The following is a 14,830-nucleotide window of genomic DNA, read 5'->3' on the forward strand; positions in this document are numbered from 1 at the left end:
TGCCGCCCTGCTCCGCGCCGCCGGGTCGCCCCCGGCCGCCGGCGCGAGGAGGGCGGGGCCGCCGGGACGTGCGGGGAGTTTGGGGCAGGGCGCGGGTGGTACAAGGGGGTGGTCCCCGCCTGGACCTTACTTTGTTAAGGCGGGGGGCGGTGGACGTCCGATGCGGCTGCTACCGTCCTGCTGTCCAACCGCGACGAACGAAAAGGATCCCCCCGATGACCGATCCGGAGCAGTACCGGGCGACGTTCGACCTGGTCGATGTGGACGGCGACGGGTTCATCTCGCCGGCCGAGCTGAAGAACCTGATGCGGGCGCTCGGCCAGGAGATCACCGACACCCGTGCGGTGGAGATCGTGGTGGAGGCCGACGCCAACGGCGACGGGAAGATCTCCCTGGAGGAGTTCGCCGATCTGATGACCCGGCACGCCATGGGCTGACACCCGGGCGTCCCCGCGCCGGTCGTGTCGGTCGCGTCGCCGCGGGCGCGGGCCGGTCAGGGGGCGGCCCATTCGCGGCGGCGGGCCTCGGCGAGGGCGACGGCGGTGGCGACGGCGACGTTGAGGGAGCCGACGCGCCCGATCTGGGGGATGTAGGCGACGGCGTCGGCGGCGGCGAGCAGCGCGGGGGAGCAGCCGTGGTCCTCGCCGCCGACGGCCAGGCACACGTCGCCGTCCAGGGGCGCCTCGTGCAGGGGGACGGCGTCGCCGGTGAGCTCGACGGCGATCAGGCGCAGGCCGGCGGCGCGGACGGCGGCGGCGGCCTGCGCGGCGGTGCCGGCGTGCTCCCAGGTGACCAGGCGTTCGGTGCCGAGGGCGGTCTTGGCGACGTTGCGGTGGTCGGGGCGGGTGGCGTTGCCGGCGAGCCAGAGGTGCTCGACGCCGAAGACGGCGGCGCTGCGGACGATGGAGCCGATGTTGAAGGGCTGGGTGACCGATTCGACCAGCAGGTCCAGGCGGTGCTCGGTGCGCCGGCGCCAGTCGCGGTTGAGGCGCTTGACGTCGGTGGGGCGCAGTTGCTTGCGGGCCTGGTCGGTGGGGCCGGTCATCGGATCGGAGCCTTCCTGCGGGCGTGCGGGCGGGTCGGTGGCGGTGGCGGTGGGCGCGGGATGCGCGGACGTTCGGGGGAGAGGTCAGGCGCCGTCGGCGACGGGGCCGTTGGTGCCGTCAGCGGCGGTGCTTTCGGCGGGGGTGTGCACGGCCAGGACGCGGTAGGCCGAGCGGGAGGCCAGGCGGGTGGTGGGGTAGCCCTGCCCGTCGAGCCAGCGTTGCAGGGAGTCCGAGCCGAGGTGCTTTTGGACGACCAGGTGGGCGAGGGCGCCGGGGGACAGGCGCGGCAGCCAGGTCAGGAGCAGCTCGTGCAGGGCGGCCTTGCCGATGCGGATGGGCGGGTTGGACCACAGGGCGTCGTAGCGCGCGGCGGGGTCGGCGTCCTGCGCCAGTTCGAACCTTACATTGTCAAGGTCGGCGATTCGGGCATTGCCCCGAGCGAGCTCGAGAGCTCGCTCGTTCACATCCACTCCAACGACGCTCGCCTGCGGCGAGCGGCTGGCCAAGGTGAGGGCGATGGGGCCGTATCCGCAGCCGAGGTCGAGCAGGGTGCCGGTGGGGGGCGGGGGCGGGGCGGTCTCCAGCAGGATGCGGGTGCCCAGGTCGATCCGGTCGGGTGAGAAGACGCCGCTGTCGGTGTTGAGGCGCAGGTGCAGGTCGGGCAGGACCAGGTCGATGGTGCGCGGTCGGCCGGCGGCGGCGGGCTTGGGCGCGAAGTAGTGTTCCCCCACGTCGGCCGACGGTATCAGCGTGGGGCGGGTGTCGGTGCGCGGTGGTGGGGGCGGGGGGTGCCACAGTCGGGCGTGGGTGGTCCGGCGGGGGGCGCGGGCCCGGTGGGGTGGGGGTCTGTGGTGGTCATCGTTGTGGTGGCGGCGGTGGTGGTGTGGTACGTGCTGCGTGGGTGGGCGCTGGTGTGGGGGCGGGCGGCGCGGTGGGTGGCGGCGGTGGAGCCGTGGACGCGGCGGGCGCATGCGTGGGTGCTGTCGGCGCCGGCGACGTTCGGGTACGTGGGGGTGTTCACGGCGTCGTCGCTGGTGCAGTTCTCGGCGCCGCCGATGTTGATCGAGTTGTTGACGACGTTGCAGTCGACGAATCTGCGGAATCTGCATGAGGCGCCGTTGCAGGCGTTGCTGGACAGTGCGTTGTGGGTGGCCGACAACGGGCAGGGGTTGTCGTTCTACATGGTGGTGTTCGTGACGGTGGTGGCGTGGGCGGAGCGCCGGTACGGGACGCCGCGGATCGTGGTGGTGGGGCTGGTGGGGCATGTGCTGGGGACGTTGCTGACGGCGTTGGTGGAGACGCGGGCGTTGCAGTCGGGGCGGGCTCCGGCGCGGTTGGCGGTGACCACGGATGTGGGGGTGAGCTACATCATGGTGGCGGCGTGTGCGGCGGCGGTGCTGGTGATGCGGGGCCGGTGGCTGGTTGTGGGGGTGACGGCGCTGGTGCTGGGGGTGGTGGGTCCGTTGGTGTGGAGTCGGACGCTGTGGGATCTGGGGCATGTGCTGGCGACGTTGTGCGGGTTGGGTGCGGCGTGGGTGTTGTTGCGGGTGGCGCCGTTGCGGGTGGCGCCGTCGTTGGTCGGGTGTCTGCCGGTGCGGGCGCCGGTGCGGTTGCCGGGTCGGTTGGGGCGGTGGCAGGTGGGGGCGGGGTCTGCGGGGGTGTCGTCGGTGTCGTCGGTGTCGTCTGCAGGTGGTCGGGGTGGCCGTAGTGGGCGGTGAGTTCGGCGGCGATGCGGGCGAGGTGGGTGCGGACGGTGTCGGGGGCCAGGACGTGGAGGTCGGCGCCCCAGCCGGCGAGGTGGCGGGCCAGGTCCAGGGGTGTGGAGGCGGCGATGCGGGCGCGGGAGCGGCCGTCGCCGAGGTCGGTGTCGGTGTGGCAGTGGCGGCCGAAGCGGTGGTGGAGGACCGGGAGGAGGTGGGTGGGGAGTTCGACGGTGGCCCAGGTGGTGGAGCGGCGCTGTTCGATCTGTTGGACGAGGTGGGTCCAGGCTTGGGTGAGGGTGAAGTCGTCGGGGCGTTGGAAGGTGGTGCCGGTGGGCTGGGCGGCGGTGATGCGGTCGAGGCGGAAGGTGCGGGGTCCTTGGTCGGTTCCGGCGATGAGGTACCAGGTGCCGTCCTTGTCGATGAGGCCCCAGGGGTGGATGGGGCGGTGGCTGGGGTGGCCGCGGGCGTTGCGGTAGGTGAGCCGCAGGGTGGTGCGGGCGACGATGTGGTCGTGGAGGTGGTCGGCGAGCGGGGGTCGCGTGGGTGGGTGGTGGCCCCAGGCGGCGGGGTCGGTGAGGGTGGCGTCGGCGGTGGCGGCGGCTTCGGCGCGGAAGGTGGCGGGTAGGGCGCGTAGGAGTTTGCGCAGGGCGGTGCGGGCGGGGTCGGTGGTGGGTGCGTTCTCGGCGGCTGTGTTCTCGGTGCCGGGGGTTGCGGTGAGGGCGGGTGCGAGGAGCAGGAACAGGGCGCGGGTCTCGGTGCGGGTGAGTCCGCTGAGGTCGGTGCGGGCGCCGCCGACCAGGGCCCATCCGCCGCCTCGGCCGGGCTGGGGGTAGAGGGGGACGCCGGCGTCGGTGAGGGCTTGCAGGTCGCGGCGGGCGGTGGCGGTGGAGATGCCGAGTTCGGCGGCGAGTTCGGCGGCGGTGGTGCGGGGTCGGCTCTGCAGGAACAGCAGGGCGGCGATGAGGCGGTCGGCGCGCATGTCGCAATGATCGCGAACAAAGTGCTCAGAGGGTGAGCACTTTGGGGGGCAGGGTGGGGTTCATCGACTTCGGCGAGAGGGATGGACCATGTTGCGAGGGCTCACCACCGTCAGTTTCTACGCCGGTGACGTTGCGGCGGCGGCGGACTGGTACGCGGGGTTCCTGGGGGTGCGGCCGTACTTTCGGCGGCCGGTGGAGGGGCCGCCGGTGTACGTGGAGTTCCGGATCGGGGAGCACGAGCATGAGCTGGGGATCGTCGACGCCCGGTTCGCTCCGCACGCGGGTGCCGGTGATGCGGCGGGTGCGGGCGGCGCGGTGGTGTACTGGCATGTGGAGGACGTGCCGGCGGCGGTGGACCGGGCGCTGGGGCTGGGTGCGTCGCTGTACGAGGGTGTGACGGAGCGGGGGCCGGGGTTCGTGACGGCGTGCGTGCGCGATCCGTTCGGCAACCTGCTGGGCGTGATGTTCAACGAGCACTACGTGCAGATGAGCGCGCGATGACCGGGACGGCCGAGAGCGGGACGGCCGAGACGGTGGTGGGCGCGCCGATGCGGTTCTGCGACGGTGCGGCGTTCGAGGCGTGGCTGGAGGAGCGTCACGGGTCGGAGGGCGGGGTGTGGTTGGCGATCGCGCGCAAGGGTTCGGCCGAGCCGCTGCTGACGATCGAGGAGGCGGGTGAGGCGGCGATGTGCTTCGGCTGGATCGACGGTCATCGGCGTGCGCTGGACGGCGGGGCGTTCCTGCAGCGTTTTTCGCGGCGGCGGCCGCGCAGCCCGTGGTCGCAGGTGAACGTGGCGCGGGCGGAGGCGCTGATGGCGGCGGGGCGGATGCGCGAGCCGGGGTCGGTGGCGGTGCGGGCGGCGCGCGCGGACGGCCGGTGGGACGCCGCTTATGCGCCGCAGAGCCGGGCGGAGGTTCCGGTGGAGCTGGTGGAGGCGCTGGCCGCGGATGCGGCGGCGGCCGCCCGGTTCGAGGCGCTGGACCGCACCGCCCGGTATCTGCTGGTGCTGCCGCTGCTGAAGGCGGGGACTGCGGCGGTGCGGGCGCGGCGCCTGGCGGCGGTCGTGGCGGCCCTGGCCTGACCCGCTCTCCTCCCGACCCCGTCCGCTCTCCTCCCGACCGCGTCCGCTCTCGCCCGCCCGCCGTTGGCGTGCCGTGCCGTCCGGGTGCCGGGCGCCGGGTGGGCGGGGTCAGGGCAGGCGGGAGAACCAGGCCAGGGAGGTGCCGCCGGCGGCGAGGGCGAACAGCAGGGCGATGCCGATGAAGCGCGAGGAGACGTCGCGGTGCTCGGTGCGGTAACCCAGGGAGCTGCCGATGTGGGCGTAGACCTGGCTGAGCTGGCCGGCGTCGGCGGCTTCGTAGGCCTTGCCGTCGGTGCTTTGGGCCAGGTCGCGCAGGGTCTGCTTGTTGACCGAGACGCTGGTGGTCTCGCCCTCGATGTCGACGGTGCCGTAGGGGGTGCCGAAGGCGATGGTGGAGACGGGGATGTGGGCGGCGCGGCTGGCGTCGATGGCTTCGGCGACCGAGCGGCCGGTGGTGTTGTCGCCGTCGGACAGCAGGACGATGTGGGCGGGCGGGGGGTCCTGGGCGGCCTGGCCGTCCAGGGAGCGCACGCCTTGCAGGCTGGTGAAGACCGCTTCGCCGATGGCGGTGCGTTTGGCCAGGACGAGGGTGTCCAGGGAGGCGATGGCGGCCTGGCGGTCGGCGGTGGGGGCGGCGACGAGGTTGGCGTTGCCGGCGAAGGAGACGACGCCGACGTTGAAGCGGGCGGGCAGGTCGCCGATGAACTTCTTGGCGGCGGCCTTGGCGGCGTCGAAGCGGCTGGGGGCGACGTCCTTGGCCATCATGGACAGGGAGACGTCGACGGCGACCATGACGGTGGCGCGGTCGCGGGGGACCTTGACGCCGGTGGCGGGCCGCGCGAAGCCGATCATGAGCAGGGTGAGCATGGCCAGGAAGAGGGCGGCGGCGACGTGGCGGCGCCAGCCGGGGCGGCGGGGGGCGACCTGGTCGAGCAGGGCGAGGTTGGTGAAGCGGACGGCGTAGCCGCGGCGCCGGTACTGCAGCAGGACGTAGACGGCCAGGAGGGCGGGCAGCAGGGCCAGGAGCCAGAGGCGGCCGGGTGACAGGAAGGTCATGGGCGTGCTCCTGGTGCGGTGCTGGTGCCTGGGCTGGTCGCGGTGCCTGCGGCTGTACCGGCCGCGCGGCCGATCGCGGTGCCTGCGGTCCGGTCGGCTGCGGTCCGGTCGGTTGCGGTGCGGTCGGGGGCGGTGGTGCCGGCGGCGGGGGTGAGGGGGCGGCCCGCGGCGCGGCGCTGGCGCAGGGCGAAGCGGGCGACGTCGGCGATCCAGTCGCGGTCGGTGCGCAGGACCAGGTGGTGGGCGCCGGCGCGGCGCAGGGCGTCGCGGGTGGCGCGGCGCTGGGCGGCGGCGGCGTCGGCGTAGTCGCGGCGCAGGCGTTGGGTGAGGACGACCTCGCGGCCGCGGCCGGTCTCGGGGTCGGTGAGCTGCAGGGCGCCGATGTCGGGCAGGTCGAGTTCGCGGGGGTCGATGATCTCGATGGTGAGGACCTGGTGGCGGGCGGCCATGCGGCGCAGGGGGCGTTCCCAGGGGTAGGGGCCGGCGGGCGGGGTGCCGGGTGCGGGGAGCAGGTCGGAGATGATGACGCGCAGGCCGCGGCGTTTTTGGCCGCGGTCCAGGGCGGTGATGGCGGCGGCCAGGTCCAGGGTCTCTCGCGTCCCGCCGCCCGTTCCCCCGCTGCCGCCGGCGCTGCCTCTGTTGTTGCGGTTGTGGTCGGCGGCGCCGGCGGCGGGGTCGGTGCTGAGGACGGCCTGCAGCAGGGTGTGCAGGGCGGGCTTGCCGGCGCGGGCGGGGTGGCGGCGCAGGCCGGCGGGCTGGTGCAGGTAGGCGCCGACGCGGTCGCCCAGGCGGACGGTGAGGTAGCCGATGGCGGCCAGGGCGGCGACGGCCAGGTGGTGCTTGGTGAGGGTGGTGGTGCCGAAGGCCATGCTGGGGGTGAGGTCGACCAGGGCCCAGGCCTCGAGTTCGTGGTCGGCGATGAGGTCGCGGACGTGGGGGGTGGTGGTGCGGGCGGTGACGGCCCAGTCCATGTGGCGGACGTCGTCCTCGCCGGGCTGGTAGAGGCGCGCTTCGGCCAGTTCGGTGCCGGGGCCGGGCAGCAGGCCCAGGTGCTGGCCGTTGAGCAGGCCTTCCAGGCGGCGGGTGACGGCCAGTTCCAGGCGGCGCAGGGTCGCCTCGGGCGCCAGTTCGGCCAGGGTGGGGCCGGGTGCGGCGTCGCGGCCGGCGGCCCGGTCGCCGGGGGGCGGGGGAGGCTGGAAGGCGGGACGGCGAGCCGACGACGGAGACGACGACGAAGACGGCTGGGACGGTTGGGAGGGCGGCGGGGTGGGGGGCGTCATCGCTGGGCGGTGGTGTCGCCGTGGCTCCACACCACGCGGGGCGGGGGGACGGCGGCCAGGATCTGGGCGACGACGTCGCCGGTGTCGGTGCCGTCGGCCAGGGCGTCGAAGGTCAGCACGATGCGGTGCGACATCACATCGCGGGCGACGGCGTGGACGTCGTCGGGCAGGACGTAGTCGCGGCCCGACAGCAGCGCCAGGGCGCGGGCGGCGGCGACCAGGCCGAGGGTGGCGCGGGGGCTGGCGCCGATGTCGATGACCTCGGCCAGGTCGGGCAGGCGGTACTGGGCGGGTTCGCGGGTGGCCATGACCAGGCGGACGATGTAGTCGGCGACCAGTTCGTGGACGGTGACCTGGGCGGCGGCGCGCTGGAGCGCGGCGAGGCGGTCGATGTCCAGGACCTGGGCGGGGGTGGGCGGGTCGACCGACATGCGGCGCAGGATCTGCAGCTCGTCGTGGGCGCCGGGGTACCCGACGTCGATCTTCATGAGGAAGCGGTCGCGCTGGGCCTCGGGCAGGGGGTAGACGCCTTCGGACTCGATGGGGTTCTGGGTGGCCAGCACGATGAACGGCTGGGGGAGGGGGTGGGTGACGCCGCCGAGGGAGACCTGGCGTTCGGCCATGACCTCCAGCAGGGCCGACTGGACTTTGGCGGGGGCGCGGTTGATCTCGTCGGCGAGGACGAAGTTGACGAAGACGGGGCCGAGCTCGATGTCGAACTGCTCGGTGGAGGGGTGGTAGATGCGGGTGCCGACGATGTCGGAGGGGACCAGGTCGGGGGTGAACTGCAGGCGGGCGAAGGTGCCGCCGACCACGCGCGCCAGGGTGCCGACCGCCAGGGTCTTGGCGACGCCGGGGACGCCCTCCACCAGGCAGTGGCCGCGCGCCAGCAGCGCGACGATCATCCGTTCGACCATGTGGTCCTGGCCGACGATGACCTTCTTGACCTCGGCGACGGTGCTCTGGAGCAGGGCGGCGGCCTGGTCGGCGTCGTGGGCGGCGACGGTCATCGGCGGTTGTCCTCCACGGGTGGCCGGCGCGCGGGTGGTGCGCGCCCGCGCGGATGCGGGTGCGGGCGGGCGCGCCCGTCCGGGTCGCTCCGACGCGTGTGGCGGTGGGTGTGGCGGATGGGGCCGGCGTGTCGGTGGCGTCGGGTGCGGTCCGGGTGCTGCCGGGCCGCTGGTCGGGCGCGGTGCCGCTCGTTGGGGTGTGCTGTTGGTGTGCTGATGCCGACCCTACGCGATCAGTCGGGGGGCGTGCGGGGGTGACGCCCGGGCGGCGGCCGGTTGTTAGGGTTGCGGCCATGTCGAGGCCGTTGCCGCCGGGGGATCCGGAGCAGTTGGGGCCGTTTCGGCTGACGGCGCGGTTGGCGCAGCCGGCGGCCGGGATCGTGTTCCTGGGGGTGGACGAGCAGGGGCGCCGCGCGCAGGTGGCGGTGCTGAACCGGGGGGCGGCCTCGGACGCGGCGGCGCGCGACCGGTTCCGGGCGGCGATCGTGGCGGGCCTGCCCAGCGAGGCGCTGCCCGACGGCAGCATGCCGGCGTCGGCGCCGCTCGGCCCGGCGGGAGGCGCGGCGGGGGGCGCGGAGCAGGGGGCGGGGGCCGCGCCGGTGATCGCGGCGCGTCCTGACGGTCCGGCGCCGTGGGTGGCCACCGCCTACGATCCCGACGCGGCCTGGACGGTCGGGGCCGAGCGGTTCCTGGCGGGCGTCCCCCTGCAGACCGCCGCCGCTGCTGCTGCCGCGCCCGCTCCCGGCGTAGGCGAAGGCGCCGCGCCGGACCCGGCACGGACCGCGGCGCCCCCCGGCGGTCCCGGCGCCGCCTTCCACACGGGCCCGGCCGCCGGCGTGGGGGAGGGCCGGCGGGTGCGGGGGCCGGGGTTCCAGCCGTACTGGCTGGGGTCGGCCGATCCCGCGCTGGAGCGGCCCCCGGGGCCGGCGCCGGTCGCGCCGCCGCCCGGGCCGCCCGAGCGGCGCGAGCGCGGCCTGGTCGCGGCGCTGCTGACGCTGGCGGGCGTGCTGGTGGCGCTGGCGCTGCTGATGCTGCTGCTGTTCTCCTGCCAGTCGCCGGTGACCCCGCCGCCGCCCGAGCCGCCGGCGTCCCCGATCCCCTCCTCGGCGCCGGCGACCTCGCCGACGCCGACGCAGGCGCCCACCCCGTCCCCGTCCTCGGCCTCACCGTCCCCGTCGGGCTCGGGCGGCGGCGACGACGGCGCCCCCCTGCTCTCGCACGGCTGACCGCCCCCCTTCCAACACCGCCTGCCCTCCCCCTTCTGGGCTCGCCGGGCTCATCGCCGGCGTCGACCTGCGCGGTGCGCGCCCTGCCCACAGGCATGCCGCCTGCGGCGCTCCCGCCCGACCGCGACGGCACGCCTCCGGGACGGCCTTGAGGACGGTCGCCGGCGCCGAGGACGCTCTCGCGGCCGGCGCTCGGGCAGGGCGATCCCCGCAGGAACAGCCGCCTCCGGGGACGGCTCGCCGTGGTCGCCGTTGAGGTTGGTGGTGGCGCCATCGGGCGGCGGAACGCCGGGGACGGGCCGGTGAGGGAGGGTTCGTCCCGCCTGCCCGGGGCGTGGAACGCCACGCCGCGGATCTTCGTGCGCGGTGGATCTCGCGGTTGGGGCGCGGGCGGGCGCGTCCCCGCGTCCACGGGCGGGACGGTCCAAGGCCCGGCCCGCACAGGAGGGATATAGGGAGGATGAGGTGCAGGCCGGGGCCGCGCGGGTGCGTACGCCGGCCGGCGCTGGACGGCAGCGGCCGCTCCCCGCGGGCGGGCGCCGTCCCCGGGGGAGTGGCGGACCGGCCGCCCTGCCCCCGGAGACGGTCGCTCCGGCTCAGGTTCAGGCTTGGGTGCCGCGCTGCGCGCCGGGCAGGAAGAGCGCGGCGACCGCGCCCAGTACGCAGATGCCCAGCGTCCACCAGAACGCGGCCCCGAAGGCGGCCGTCAAGGGCGCCGCGAGGTCGGGCGAGACGGCCGCCGAGGCACGGCCGCCGCCCTCGCCGAGCCGGTCGGTGATCTGCTGCTGGACCACCACCGCGAGCAGGGCGGTGCCCGCCGACCCGCCGAGCTGGACGGAGGCGATCAGGGCGGCGGCGGCGCGGCCGGTGTGCCGCGGCGCCACCGCGCCGAAGCCGGCGGCCAGCGCCGGGGCCAGCGTGGTGCCGAGGCCGGCGCCCCGCACCAGCAGGGAGACGACGAGCAGGCCGGTGCCCTGGCCCGCATCAGCCTGGGTGTAGGCCAAGGTGCCGAGCACCGAGACCGCCATGCCGGCCAGGACCACCGTGCGCGGTCCGAACCGGGCCGTCAGCCGGCCCACCATCGGCAGGATCATCACGGTGCCGATGCCCTGCGGTGCCAGCAGCAGCCCCGAGTCCCAGGCGCTGTAGCCGCCGGCCCGCTGGAAGAACAGCGGCAGCAGGAACATCGTGCCGTAGACCGAGGCGCCGAACAGGAAGGCGCCCGCGACCGCGGCGCCGAACCGGCCGGTGGTGAACAGCCGGACGTCGATCAGCGGGACGCCGGCGGTGCGCAGGGCGTGCACGACGTACCCGGCGACCATGACGGCGCCGATCAGCAGCGGCGCCCAGACGGCGGCCGAGCCGAAGCCGCCGCCGGCGGCGATCTGGGAGGACCCCAGCAGCAGTGCGGCCAGACCCGGCGGCAGCAGGGCCAGACCGAGGACGTCGAGCCGGGAGCCGGTCCGCTGCGAGCGCGGCGGATCGGCCGGCAGCACCAGGTGCGCCATCACGGCGCACAGCAGGCCGAGCGGCACGTTGCACCAGAACAGCCACTGCCAGCTCAGGTGGTCCAGGAGCAGGCCGCCGGCCATCGGGCCGAAGACCGGCGCCAGCGTGATCGGGATCTGGACGAGGCTCATGACCGCGGTGGCCCGCTTGGGTCCGGCCGCGGTGGCCAGCAGCGTCAGCATGATCGGTTCGAACATGGCCGCGCCCAGGCCCTGGACGACCCGGGCGCCGATCAGCACGCCGACCGTGGGCGCGAGGGCGGCCACGGCGCAGCCGGCGATGTAGACCGCCAGCGCGGCCTGCCACAGCGTCTTGGAACCCCAGCGCTCCATGGCCCAGCCCGCCACCGGGATCGCCACGGCCAGCGCCAGGAGGTAACCGGTGCCGACCCACTGGACGGTGGACAGCGGGCTGGAGAACTCCTCGGACAGCTCGCCCGTGCCGACCGTGACGATCGTGGTGCTCAGCAGGGCCAGGACGGCGCCCAGGGCCAGCGTGGAGCCCAAGGCGAGCAGGCCGGATCGTCCGCCGGCGGCCTCCTGGACGGCCGGCGTCGGGCCGGGGCCGTCCATGGGGGTGTGGGTGTCGGGCGCGGTCGCCGCGCTGGTCTCGTCCTTCATCGTCTTTCCGTACTTTCGTCGTTGTCGTCGTTGTCGTCGTTGTGCGGGCCCGCGCGGTCCGGCTGTCCGGCTGTCACCGCTCCGGCGGTCGGCCGGGCCGTCCGCCGGATCCAGGGCCGGACGGACGGTCGGTCGCGGCCCGGCCATCTCGTCCATCTCGTCCCTCGCCTTCCTGAACACCGGCTCTGCGGAGACGGCCGTGGCATCGGACGGGTGGGCCGCGCCGGGCGGACGTGGTCGTGGTGCCTGGCCGGCTCCGGCGGTCAGCGGACGGGCGGTGAGCTGAAGGCGCCGCGGCGATGGCAGCCGAGCAGCCGGGTGCCGGCCATGCCGGTCGTCTCCATCAGCGCGGACGCCCCTGCAGAGCCGAGGAACCGGAACCCGCGCGAGCACGAGTCCGCCGCGAGCCCCCACGCCGTACGCCCCCACACCGTCATGCGGCGTCATGGAAGACCAGGCCGAGCGTGCGCCGGGTGCCCGAGCGCACCGTGCTGACGCCGTGGCGGACCGGCGCCGTGGACCAGCCCCGGGCCGAGCGGACCGGGCGGTCGCGGGTGGTGAACACCAGTCCGTGGCCCTGCCGCAGGACGGTGGAGGTGCCGCGGGACTGGGCGCGCGGGCGCTGCTCGACCAGCAGGAACTCGCCGCCGGTGTAGTCGCCGCCGGCCGCGTCCAGGCCGATCACGACCTGCAGCGGGAAGACCAGGTCCCCGTACAGGTCGCGGTGCAGCGCGTTCCAGTCGCCGGCGCCGTAGCGCAGCAGGATGGGGGTGGGCTTGCGCTGCCCGGCCTCGTGGCACATGTCCAGCCACTGCGCCAGCGTGTCCGGCCAGGGCGCGGGCCGGCCCAGCTTGGCGGCCCAGTCGCGGGCGATGGGCAGCAGCCTGGGGTAGAAGGCCTCCCGCAGGGTGCTCACCGGCTCCGGGAGCGGATGGTCGAAGTAGCGGTACTCACCGGAGCCGAAGCGGTACCGCGCCATGTCGATGGTGGAGCGAAAGCGCCCGGTCTCCTCGTACAGCGCGGCGACCGCGCGGCACTGCGCCGCGGTCAGGAGGCGCGGGGTGGGCGCGCAGCCGTGCTCGTTCAGCTCCTCGGTCAGAGCGGGCCAGTCGGCTCCGGCGACCCGTTCGTGCGCGTCGGACGAGGGGCGGATGGTGGTCATGGTTCCTCCGGTGTGCTGCCCGGCGCCGGTGACGGGGCTGCCGAGCGGTGGCCGTCGTTGGGGCGGTGGGACGCGCTCGCTCAAGCGGCCCGCCCGGCACCCTCGCGCAGGAACCAGTGCCGCTCGCCTTCCAGGCCGCCGGCATGGCCGACCGGCGAACCGCCGCCCGCGCTCCCCGACTCCCCGCCCACCGACCGCAGGTCGCCCACCCGGCCGTCGACCGCCAAGTGGACGGTCGTCGGCCGGCTCCTTTCCCTCATGCATGCGTCAGAGGTCCTCATGCGCACCAGCCTTCGCCCTGCGGTGGATGATGTCTGGCGGAATTCCGACGTCGCATGCACGCGCCCCGGCCGCGCTGACCCCGTGGGCGCATCCTCGCGGCCGGGGCGTCGGTGAGAAACGGCTCATGGGGGCGCAGCCGGACGAGAGCGATCGCGTTGCGGCGCGCTCGGTGGAGTACGTGTCCTCGCCAGGCGGGGGGAGCGGTTGTTCGCGAAGTACGCCGGGCGGAGCCGGGCGATCGAGTACCCCGCGGGCGGAGCCGGGCGGCGGTGTTCGCCGATGAGGACCACCTCGCGCGATGGCCGGCCGCCCTGGTGCGTCCGGCGGAGACCGGTCTCAGTCGAGGGGCGGGGCGAGGTGGTGGAGGGCGTAGCCGGTCGCGGTGAGGGCGACGCGGGCGGCGCGGGCCCGGGACTGGTCGGTGTCGAACTCCCACGGCACCTTCGGGCAGGTGAACTGCAGGGCCGGGACGTGGACGGTGTCGCCCCAGACCAGCAGATGAACGTCGCCGTCGCCGTGTTCGTCGTAGACGGTGTGGCCGGGCGTGCGGCCCGGCGTCGGGATCGCGGTGGCCCATGCGTTGATCGCGACCCGCACCGGCGACCCGGAGGGCCGCCGGTGCGGGTCCTTCACCGAGGGCGCGGCTGGCCGGCAGGGGAACCCGCTTCGCCCCGGGGACCGCCGCAACGGACGCCGCCGACAGCGCAAGGCAGGGCAACCGGATGGGGGCGCGGGCGGGGCCGGGCGGGGCGGTGCGGGTCAGCCGGCGCGAGCGGCGGCGAGGGCGTCGGCGACGGCGGTGCCGAAGGCGTCCACGGCGCGCCGGACCGCCGCGGCGTAGGAGCCCCAGCCCAGGAACCCGTGGTCCAGGCCCGTGCCCTCGACCAGGGTGACCGGGACGCCGGCGTCGCGCAGGCGGGCGGCGTAGCGCTCGGCCTGGGGGCGCAGCGGATCGTACTGCGCGGTGGCGATGACGGCCGGGGGCAGCCCGGCCGGGTCGGCGACCAGCAGCGGCGAGACGTGCGGGTCGCGGGGGTCGGCGCCGTCCAGGTAGAGGGCCAGGGCGCGCGCGGTGCCCTCATCGGCGCCCGTACCGGCGGTCTGCAGGCCGTCGGGGTCGGGCAGCGGGGGCGGGACCGCGCGCAGGTCCACCGCCGGGTAGGCCAGGGCCTGCACGGCCGGGACCGCCGCGCCGCGGTCGCGCAGCCGCACCGAGCAGGCGGCCGCGATCTGCCCGCCGGCGCTGTCGCCGCCGATCCCGATCGCGGCCGCGTCCGCGCCGAGCTCGGCGGCGTGCCCGCAGGCCCACTCCCAAGCGGCCTCGGCGTCCTCCAGCGCGGCCGGGTAGGGGTGGCGGGGCGGCCGCCGGTAGTCCACCGACACGACCGTTGCGCCCGAGGCCGCCGCCAGCGCCCGCACCACCGGGTCGTAGGACTCCACATCGCCCAGCACCCACCCGCCGCCGTGCAGGTACACCAGCACACCCCCGCCCGCGTTCCCGCCCGCGCCGGGCGGCGGGAGGGGGTCGCGGCGGTACAGGCGGGCCCGCAGGAGGCCGCCGGGGCCGGGCAGGGTCAGGTCGCGGACGACGGCCAGGGCGGGGCGGGGCAGATCGGCCAGGTCGGCGGCGTGCTCGGCGCGGGCCGCGCGCAGCGACCCGTCTCCTCGCGGGCGCGCGCCCGCGGCGGCCCGGCGACGGCGCAGGAAGGCCAGGTATTCGGCGTCACGGCCCATGCACGGCACCTCGGATCTGCGGGGGGGGGGGGGGGGGGGGGGGGGGGGGGCGGCCGGCCCGGGGGGGGGGCATTCCCCGGACGGGGGGGGGGGCCCGGGGGGGGAGGCCGGGGGGGAGGGGGGCCCGGGGGGGGGCCCGG

Annotated in this window: 16 protein-coding genes and 1 pseudogene; 5 read left to right on the top strand and 12 right to left on the bottom strand. The window is 75.7% G+C overall.

Going from position 1 to position 14,830, the window contains the following annotated elements; all coding sequences use genetic code 11:
- Positions 1 to 215 precede the first annotated feature (215 nt).
- Complete coding sequence (locus K1Y72_RS35505) at positions 216 to 437, top strand: EF-hand domain-containing protein (protein ID WP_220170942.1); 222 nt, start codon at positions 216 to 218, stop codon at positions 435 to 437.
- A gap of 56 nt (positions 438 to 493) precedes the next feature.
- On the opposite strand, the gene K1Y72_RS35510 is transcribed toward K1Y72_RS35505, so the two are convergent.
- Positions 494 to 1,045, bottom strand: coding sequence for a TrmH family RNA methyltransferase (locus K1Y72_RS35510; RefSeq protein WP_220170943.1), 552 nt, complete (start codon positions 1,043 to 1,045; stop codon positions 494 to 496).
- Between the two features lie 84 nt (positions 1,046 to 1,129).
- Positions 1,130 to 1,777: a class I SAM-dependent methyltransferase gene (locus tag K1Y72_RS35515; protein ID WP_220170944.1), complete on the bottom strand. Its 648-nt coding sequence runs from the start codon at positions 1,775 to 1,777 to the stop codon at positions 1,130 to 1,132.
- A gap of 303 nt (positions 1,778 to 2,080) precedes the next feature.
- Here K1Y72_RS35515 and K1Y72_RS37515 point away from each other — a divergent pair, with 303 nt between their 5' ends.
- Positions 2,081 to 2,764 (top strand): rhomboid-like protein, encoded by a 684-nt coding sequence (locus K1Y72_RS37515; RefSeq protein WP_308287389.1) that lies wholly within the window; start codon positions 2,081 to 2,083, stop codon positions 2,762 to 2,764.
- A gap of 10 nt (positions 2,765 to 2,774) precedes the next feature.
- Here the strand turns inward: K1Y72_RS37515 and K1Y72_RS35525 are convergent.
- Positions 2,775 to 3,728, bottom strand: a pseudogene (locus K1Y72_RS35525) (helix-turn-helix transcriptional regulator); the annotation flags it as partial.
- An 88-nt stretch (positions 3,729 to 3,816) separates the two neighbouring features.
- Here K1Y72_RS35525 and K1Y72_RS35530 point away from each other — a divergent pair.
- Together K1Y72_RS35530 and K1Y72_RS35535 are read left to right on the top strand one after the other, a co-directional pair.
- Positions 3,817 to 4,230 (top strand): VOC family protein, encoded by a 414-nt coding sequence (locus K1Y72_RS35530; protein ID WP_220170946.1) that lies wholly within the window; start codon positions 3,817 to 3,819, stop codon positions 4,228 to 4,230.
- Complete coding sequence (locus K1Y72_RS35535; protein WP_258574601.1) at positions 4,227 to 4,811, top strand: YdeI/OmpD-associated family protein; 585 nt, start codon at positions 4,227 to 4,229, stop codon at positions 4,809 to 4,811. The genes K1Y72_RS35530 and K1Y72_RS35535 overlap by 4 nt, the downstream gene beginning before the upstream one ends.
- Before the next feature lie 108 nt (positions 4,812 to 4,919).
- On the opposite strand, the gene K1Y72_RS35540 is transcribed toward K1Y72_RS35535, so the two are convergent.
- Genes K1Y72_RS35540 through K1Y72_RS35550 form a run of 3 tightly spaced genes read right to left on the bottom strand, consistent with a single transcriptional unit; the run spans position 4,920 to position 8,157 of the window.
- Positions 4,920 to 5,867: a VWA domain-containing protein gene (locus K1Y72_RS35540; RefSeq protein ID WP_220170947.1), complete on the bottom strand. Its 948-nt coding sequence runs from the start codon at positions 5,865 to 5,867 to the stop codon at positions 4,920 to 4,922.
- Positions 5,864 to 7,147, bottom strand: a complete 1,284-nt coding sequence (locus K1Y72_RS35545) for a DUF58 domain-containing protein (RefSeq protein WP_220170948.1) — start codon at positions 7,145 to 7,147, stop codon at positions 5,864 to 5,866. The genes K1Y72_RS35540 and K1Y72_RS35545 overlap by 4 nt, the downstream gene beginning before the upstream one ends.
- Positions 7,144 to 8,157: an AAA family ATPase gene (locus K1Y72_RS35550; RefSeq protein WP_220170949.1), complete on the bottom strand. Its 1,014-nt coding sequence runs from the start codon at positions 8,155 to 8,157 to the stop codon at positions 7,144 to 7,146. The genes K1Y72_RS35545 and K1Y72_RS35550 overlap by 4 nt, the downstream gene beginning before the upstream one ends.
- 293 nt (positions 8,158 to 8,450) lie before the next feature.
- Here K1Y72_RS35550 and K1Y72_RS35555 point away from each other — a divergent pair, with 293 nt between their 5' ends.
- The gene (locus K1Y72_RS35555) at positions 8,451 to 9,383 is read left to right on the top strand and encodes a hypothetical protein (protein WP_220170950.1); all 933 of its coding nucleotides are present in this window, start codon (positions 8,451 to 8,453) and stop codon (positions 9,381 to 9,383) included.
- Positions 9,384 to 9,985: 602 nt separating this feature from the next.
- Here K1Y72_RS35555 and K1Y72_RS35560 read toward each other — a convergent pair.
- From K1Y72_RS35560 to K1Y72_RS35585, 6 genes are all read right to left on the bottom strand, one after another.
- A complete protein-coding gene (locus tag K1Y72_RS35560) occupies positions 9,986 to 11,512 on the bottom strand; it encodes a DHA2 family efflux MFS transporter permease subunit (RefSeq protein WP_220170951.1) in 1,527 nt (508 codons plus the stop codon).
- Positions 11,513 to 11,775: 263 nt separating this feature from the next.
- A complete protein-coding gene (locus tag K1Y72_RS35565) occupies positions 11,776 to 11,949 on the bottom strand; it encodes a hypothetical protein (protein WP_220170952.1) in 174 nt (57 codons plus the stop codon).
- Positions 11,946 to 12,674, bottom strand: a complete 729-nt coding sequence (locus tag K1Y72_RS35570) for a 2OG-Fe(II) oxygenase (RefSeq protein ID WP_220170953.1) — start codon at positions 12,672 to 12,674, stop codon at positions 11,946 to 11,948. Before K1Y72_RS35570 ends, K1Y72_RS35565 begins: the two co-directional genes overlap by 4 nt.
- Positions 12,675 to 12,754: 80 nt before the next feature.
- On the bottom strand, positions 12,755 to 12,934 hold the full coding sequence (locus tag K1Y72_RS35575; RefSeq protein WP_220170954.1) for a hypothetical protein: 180 nt from the start codon (positions 12,932 to 12,934) through the stop codon (positions 12,755 to 12,757).
- A gap of 358 nt (positions 12,935 to 13,292) precedes the next feature.
- The gene (locus tag K1Y72_RS35580; protein ID WP_220170955.1) at positions 13,293 to 13,589 is read right to left on the bottom strand and encodes an MBL fold metallo-hydrolase; all 297 of its coding nucleotides are present in this window, start codon (positions 13,587 to 13,589) and stop codon (positions 13,293 to 13,295) included.
- A 126-nt stretch (positions 13,590 to 13,715) separates the two neighbouring features.
- On the bottom strand, positions 13,716 to 14,690 hold the full coding sequence (locus tag K1Y72_RS35585; protein ID WP_220170956.1) for an alpha/beta hydrolase: 975 nt from the start codon (positions 14,688 to 14,690) through the stop codon (positions 13,716 to 13,718).
- Positions 14,691 to 14,830 lie beyond the last annotated feature (140 nt).

This window comes from Actinomadura parmotrematis (assembly GCF_019458805.1).
GTDB classification, from domain to species: Bacteria; Actinomycetota; Actinomycetes; order Streptosporangiales; family Streptosporangiaceae; genus Spirillospora; species Spirillospora parmotrematis.

What these genes read in the sequence shown, in the direction of transcription:
- K1Y72_RS35505 (WP_220170942.1), top strand. Translation starts at nt 216, where the DNA reads ATGACCGATCCGGAGCAGTACCGGGCGACGTTCGACCTGGTCGATGTG.
- K1Y72_RS35510 (WP_220170943.1), bottom strand. Translation starts at nt 1,045, where the DNA reads ATGACCGGCCCCACCGACCAGGCCCGCAAGCAACTGCGCCCCACCGAC.
- K1Y72_RS35530 (WP_220170946.1), top strand. Translation starts at nt 3,817, where the DNA reads ATGTTGCGAGGGCTCACCACCGTCAGTTTCTACGCCGGTGACGTTGCG.
- K1Y72_RS35535 (WP_258574601.1), top strand. Translation starts at nt 4,227, where the DNA reads ATGACCGGGACGGCCGAGAGCGGGACGGCCGAGACGGTGGTGGGCGCG.
- K1Y72_RS35540 (WP_220170947.1), bottom strand. Translation starts at nt 5,867, where the DNA reads ATGACCTTCCTGTCACCCGGCCGCCTCTGGCTCCTGGCCCTGCTGCCC.
- K1Y72_RS35545 (WP_220170948.1), bottom strand. Translation starts at nt 7,147, where the DNA reads ATGACGCCCCCCACCCCGCCGCCCTCCCAACCGTCCCAGCCGTCTTCG.
- K1Y72_RS35550 (WP_220170949.1), bottom strand. Translation starts at nt 8,157, where the DNA reads ATGACCGTCGCCGCCCACGACGCCGACCAGGCCGCCGCCCTGCTCCAG.
- K1Y72_RS35555 (WP_220170950.1), top strand. Translation starts at nt 8,451, where the DNA reads ATGTCGAGGCCGTTGCCGCCGGGGGATCCGGAGCAGTTGGGGCCGTTT.
- K1Y72_RS35560 (WP_220170951.1), bottom strand. Translation starts at nt 11,512, where the DNA reads ATGAAGGACGAGACCAGCGCGGCGACCGCGCCCGACACCCACACCCCC.
- K1Y72_RS35565 (WP_220170952.1), bottom strand. Translation starts at nt 11,949, where the DNA reads ATGACGGTGTGGGGGCGTACGGCGTGGGGGCTCGCGGCGGACTCGTGC.
- K1Y72_RS35570 (WP_220170953.1), bottom strand. Translation starts at nt 12,674, where the DNA reads ATGACCACCATCCGCCCCTCGTCCGACGCGCACGAACGGGTCGCCGGA.
- K1Y72_RS35575 (WP_220170954.1), bottom strand. Translation starts at nt 12,934, where the DNA reads ATGAGGGAAAGGAGCCGGCCGACGACCGTCCACTTGGCGGTCGACGGC.
- K1Y72_RS35585 (WP_220170956.1), bottom strand. Translation starts at nt 14,690, where the DNA reads ATGGGCCGTGACGCCGAATACCTGGCCTTCCTGCGCCGTCGCCGGGCC.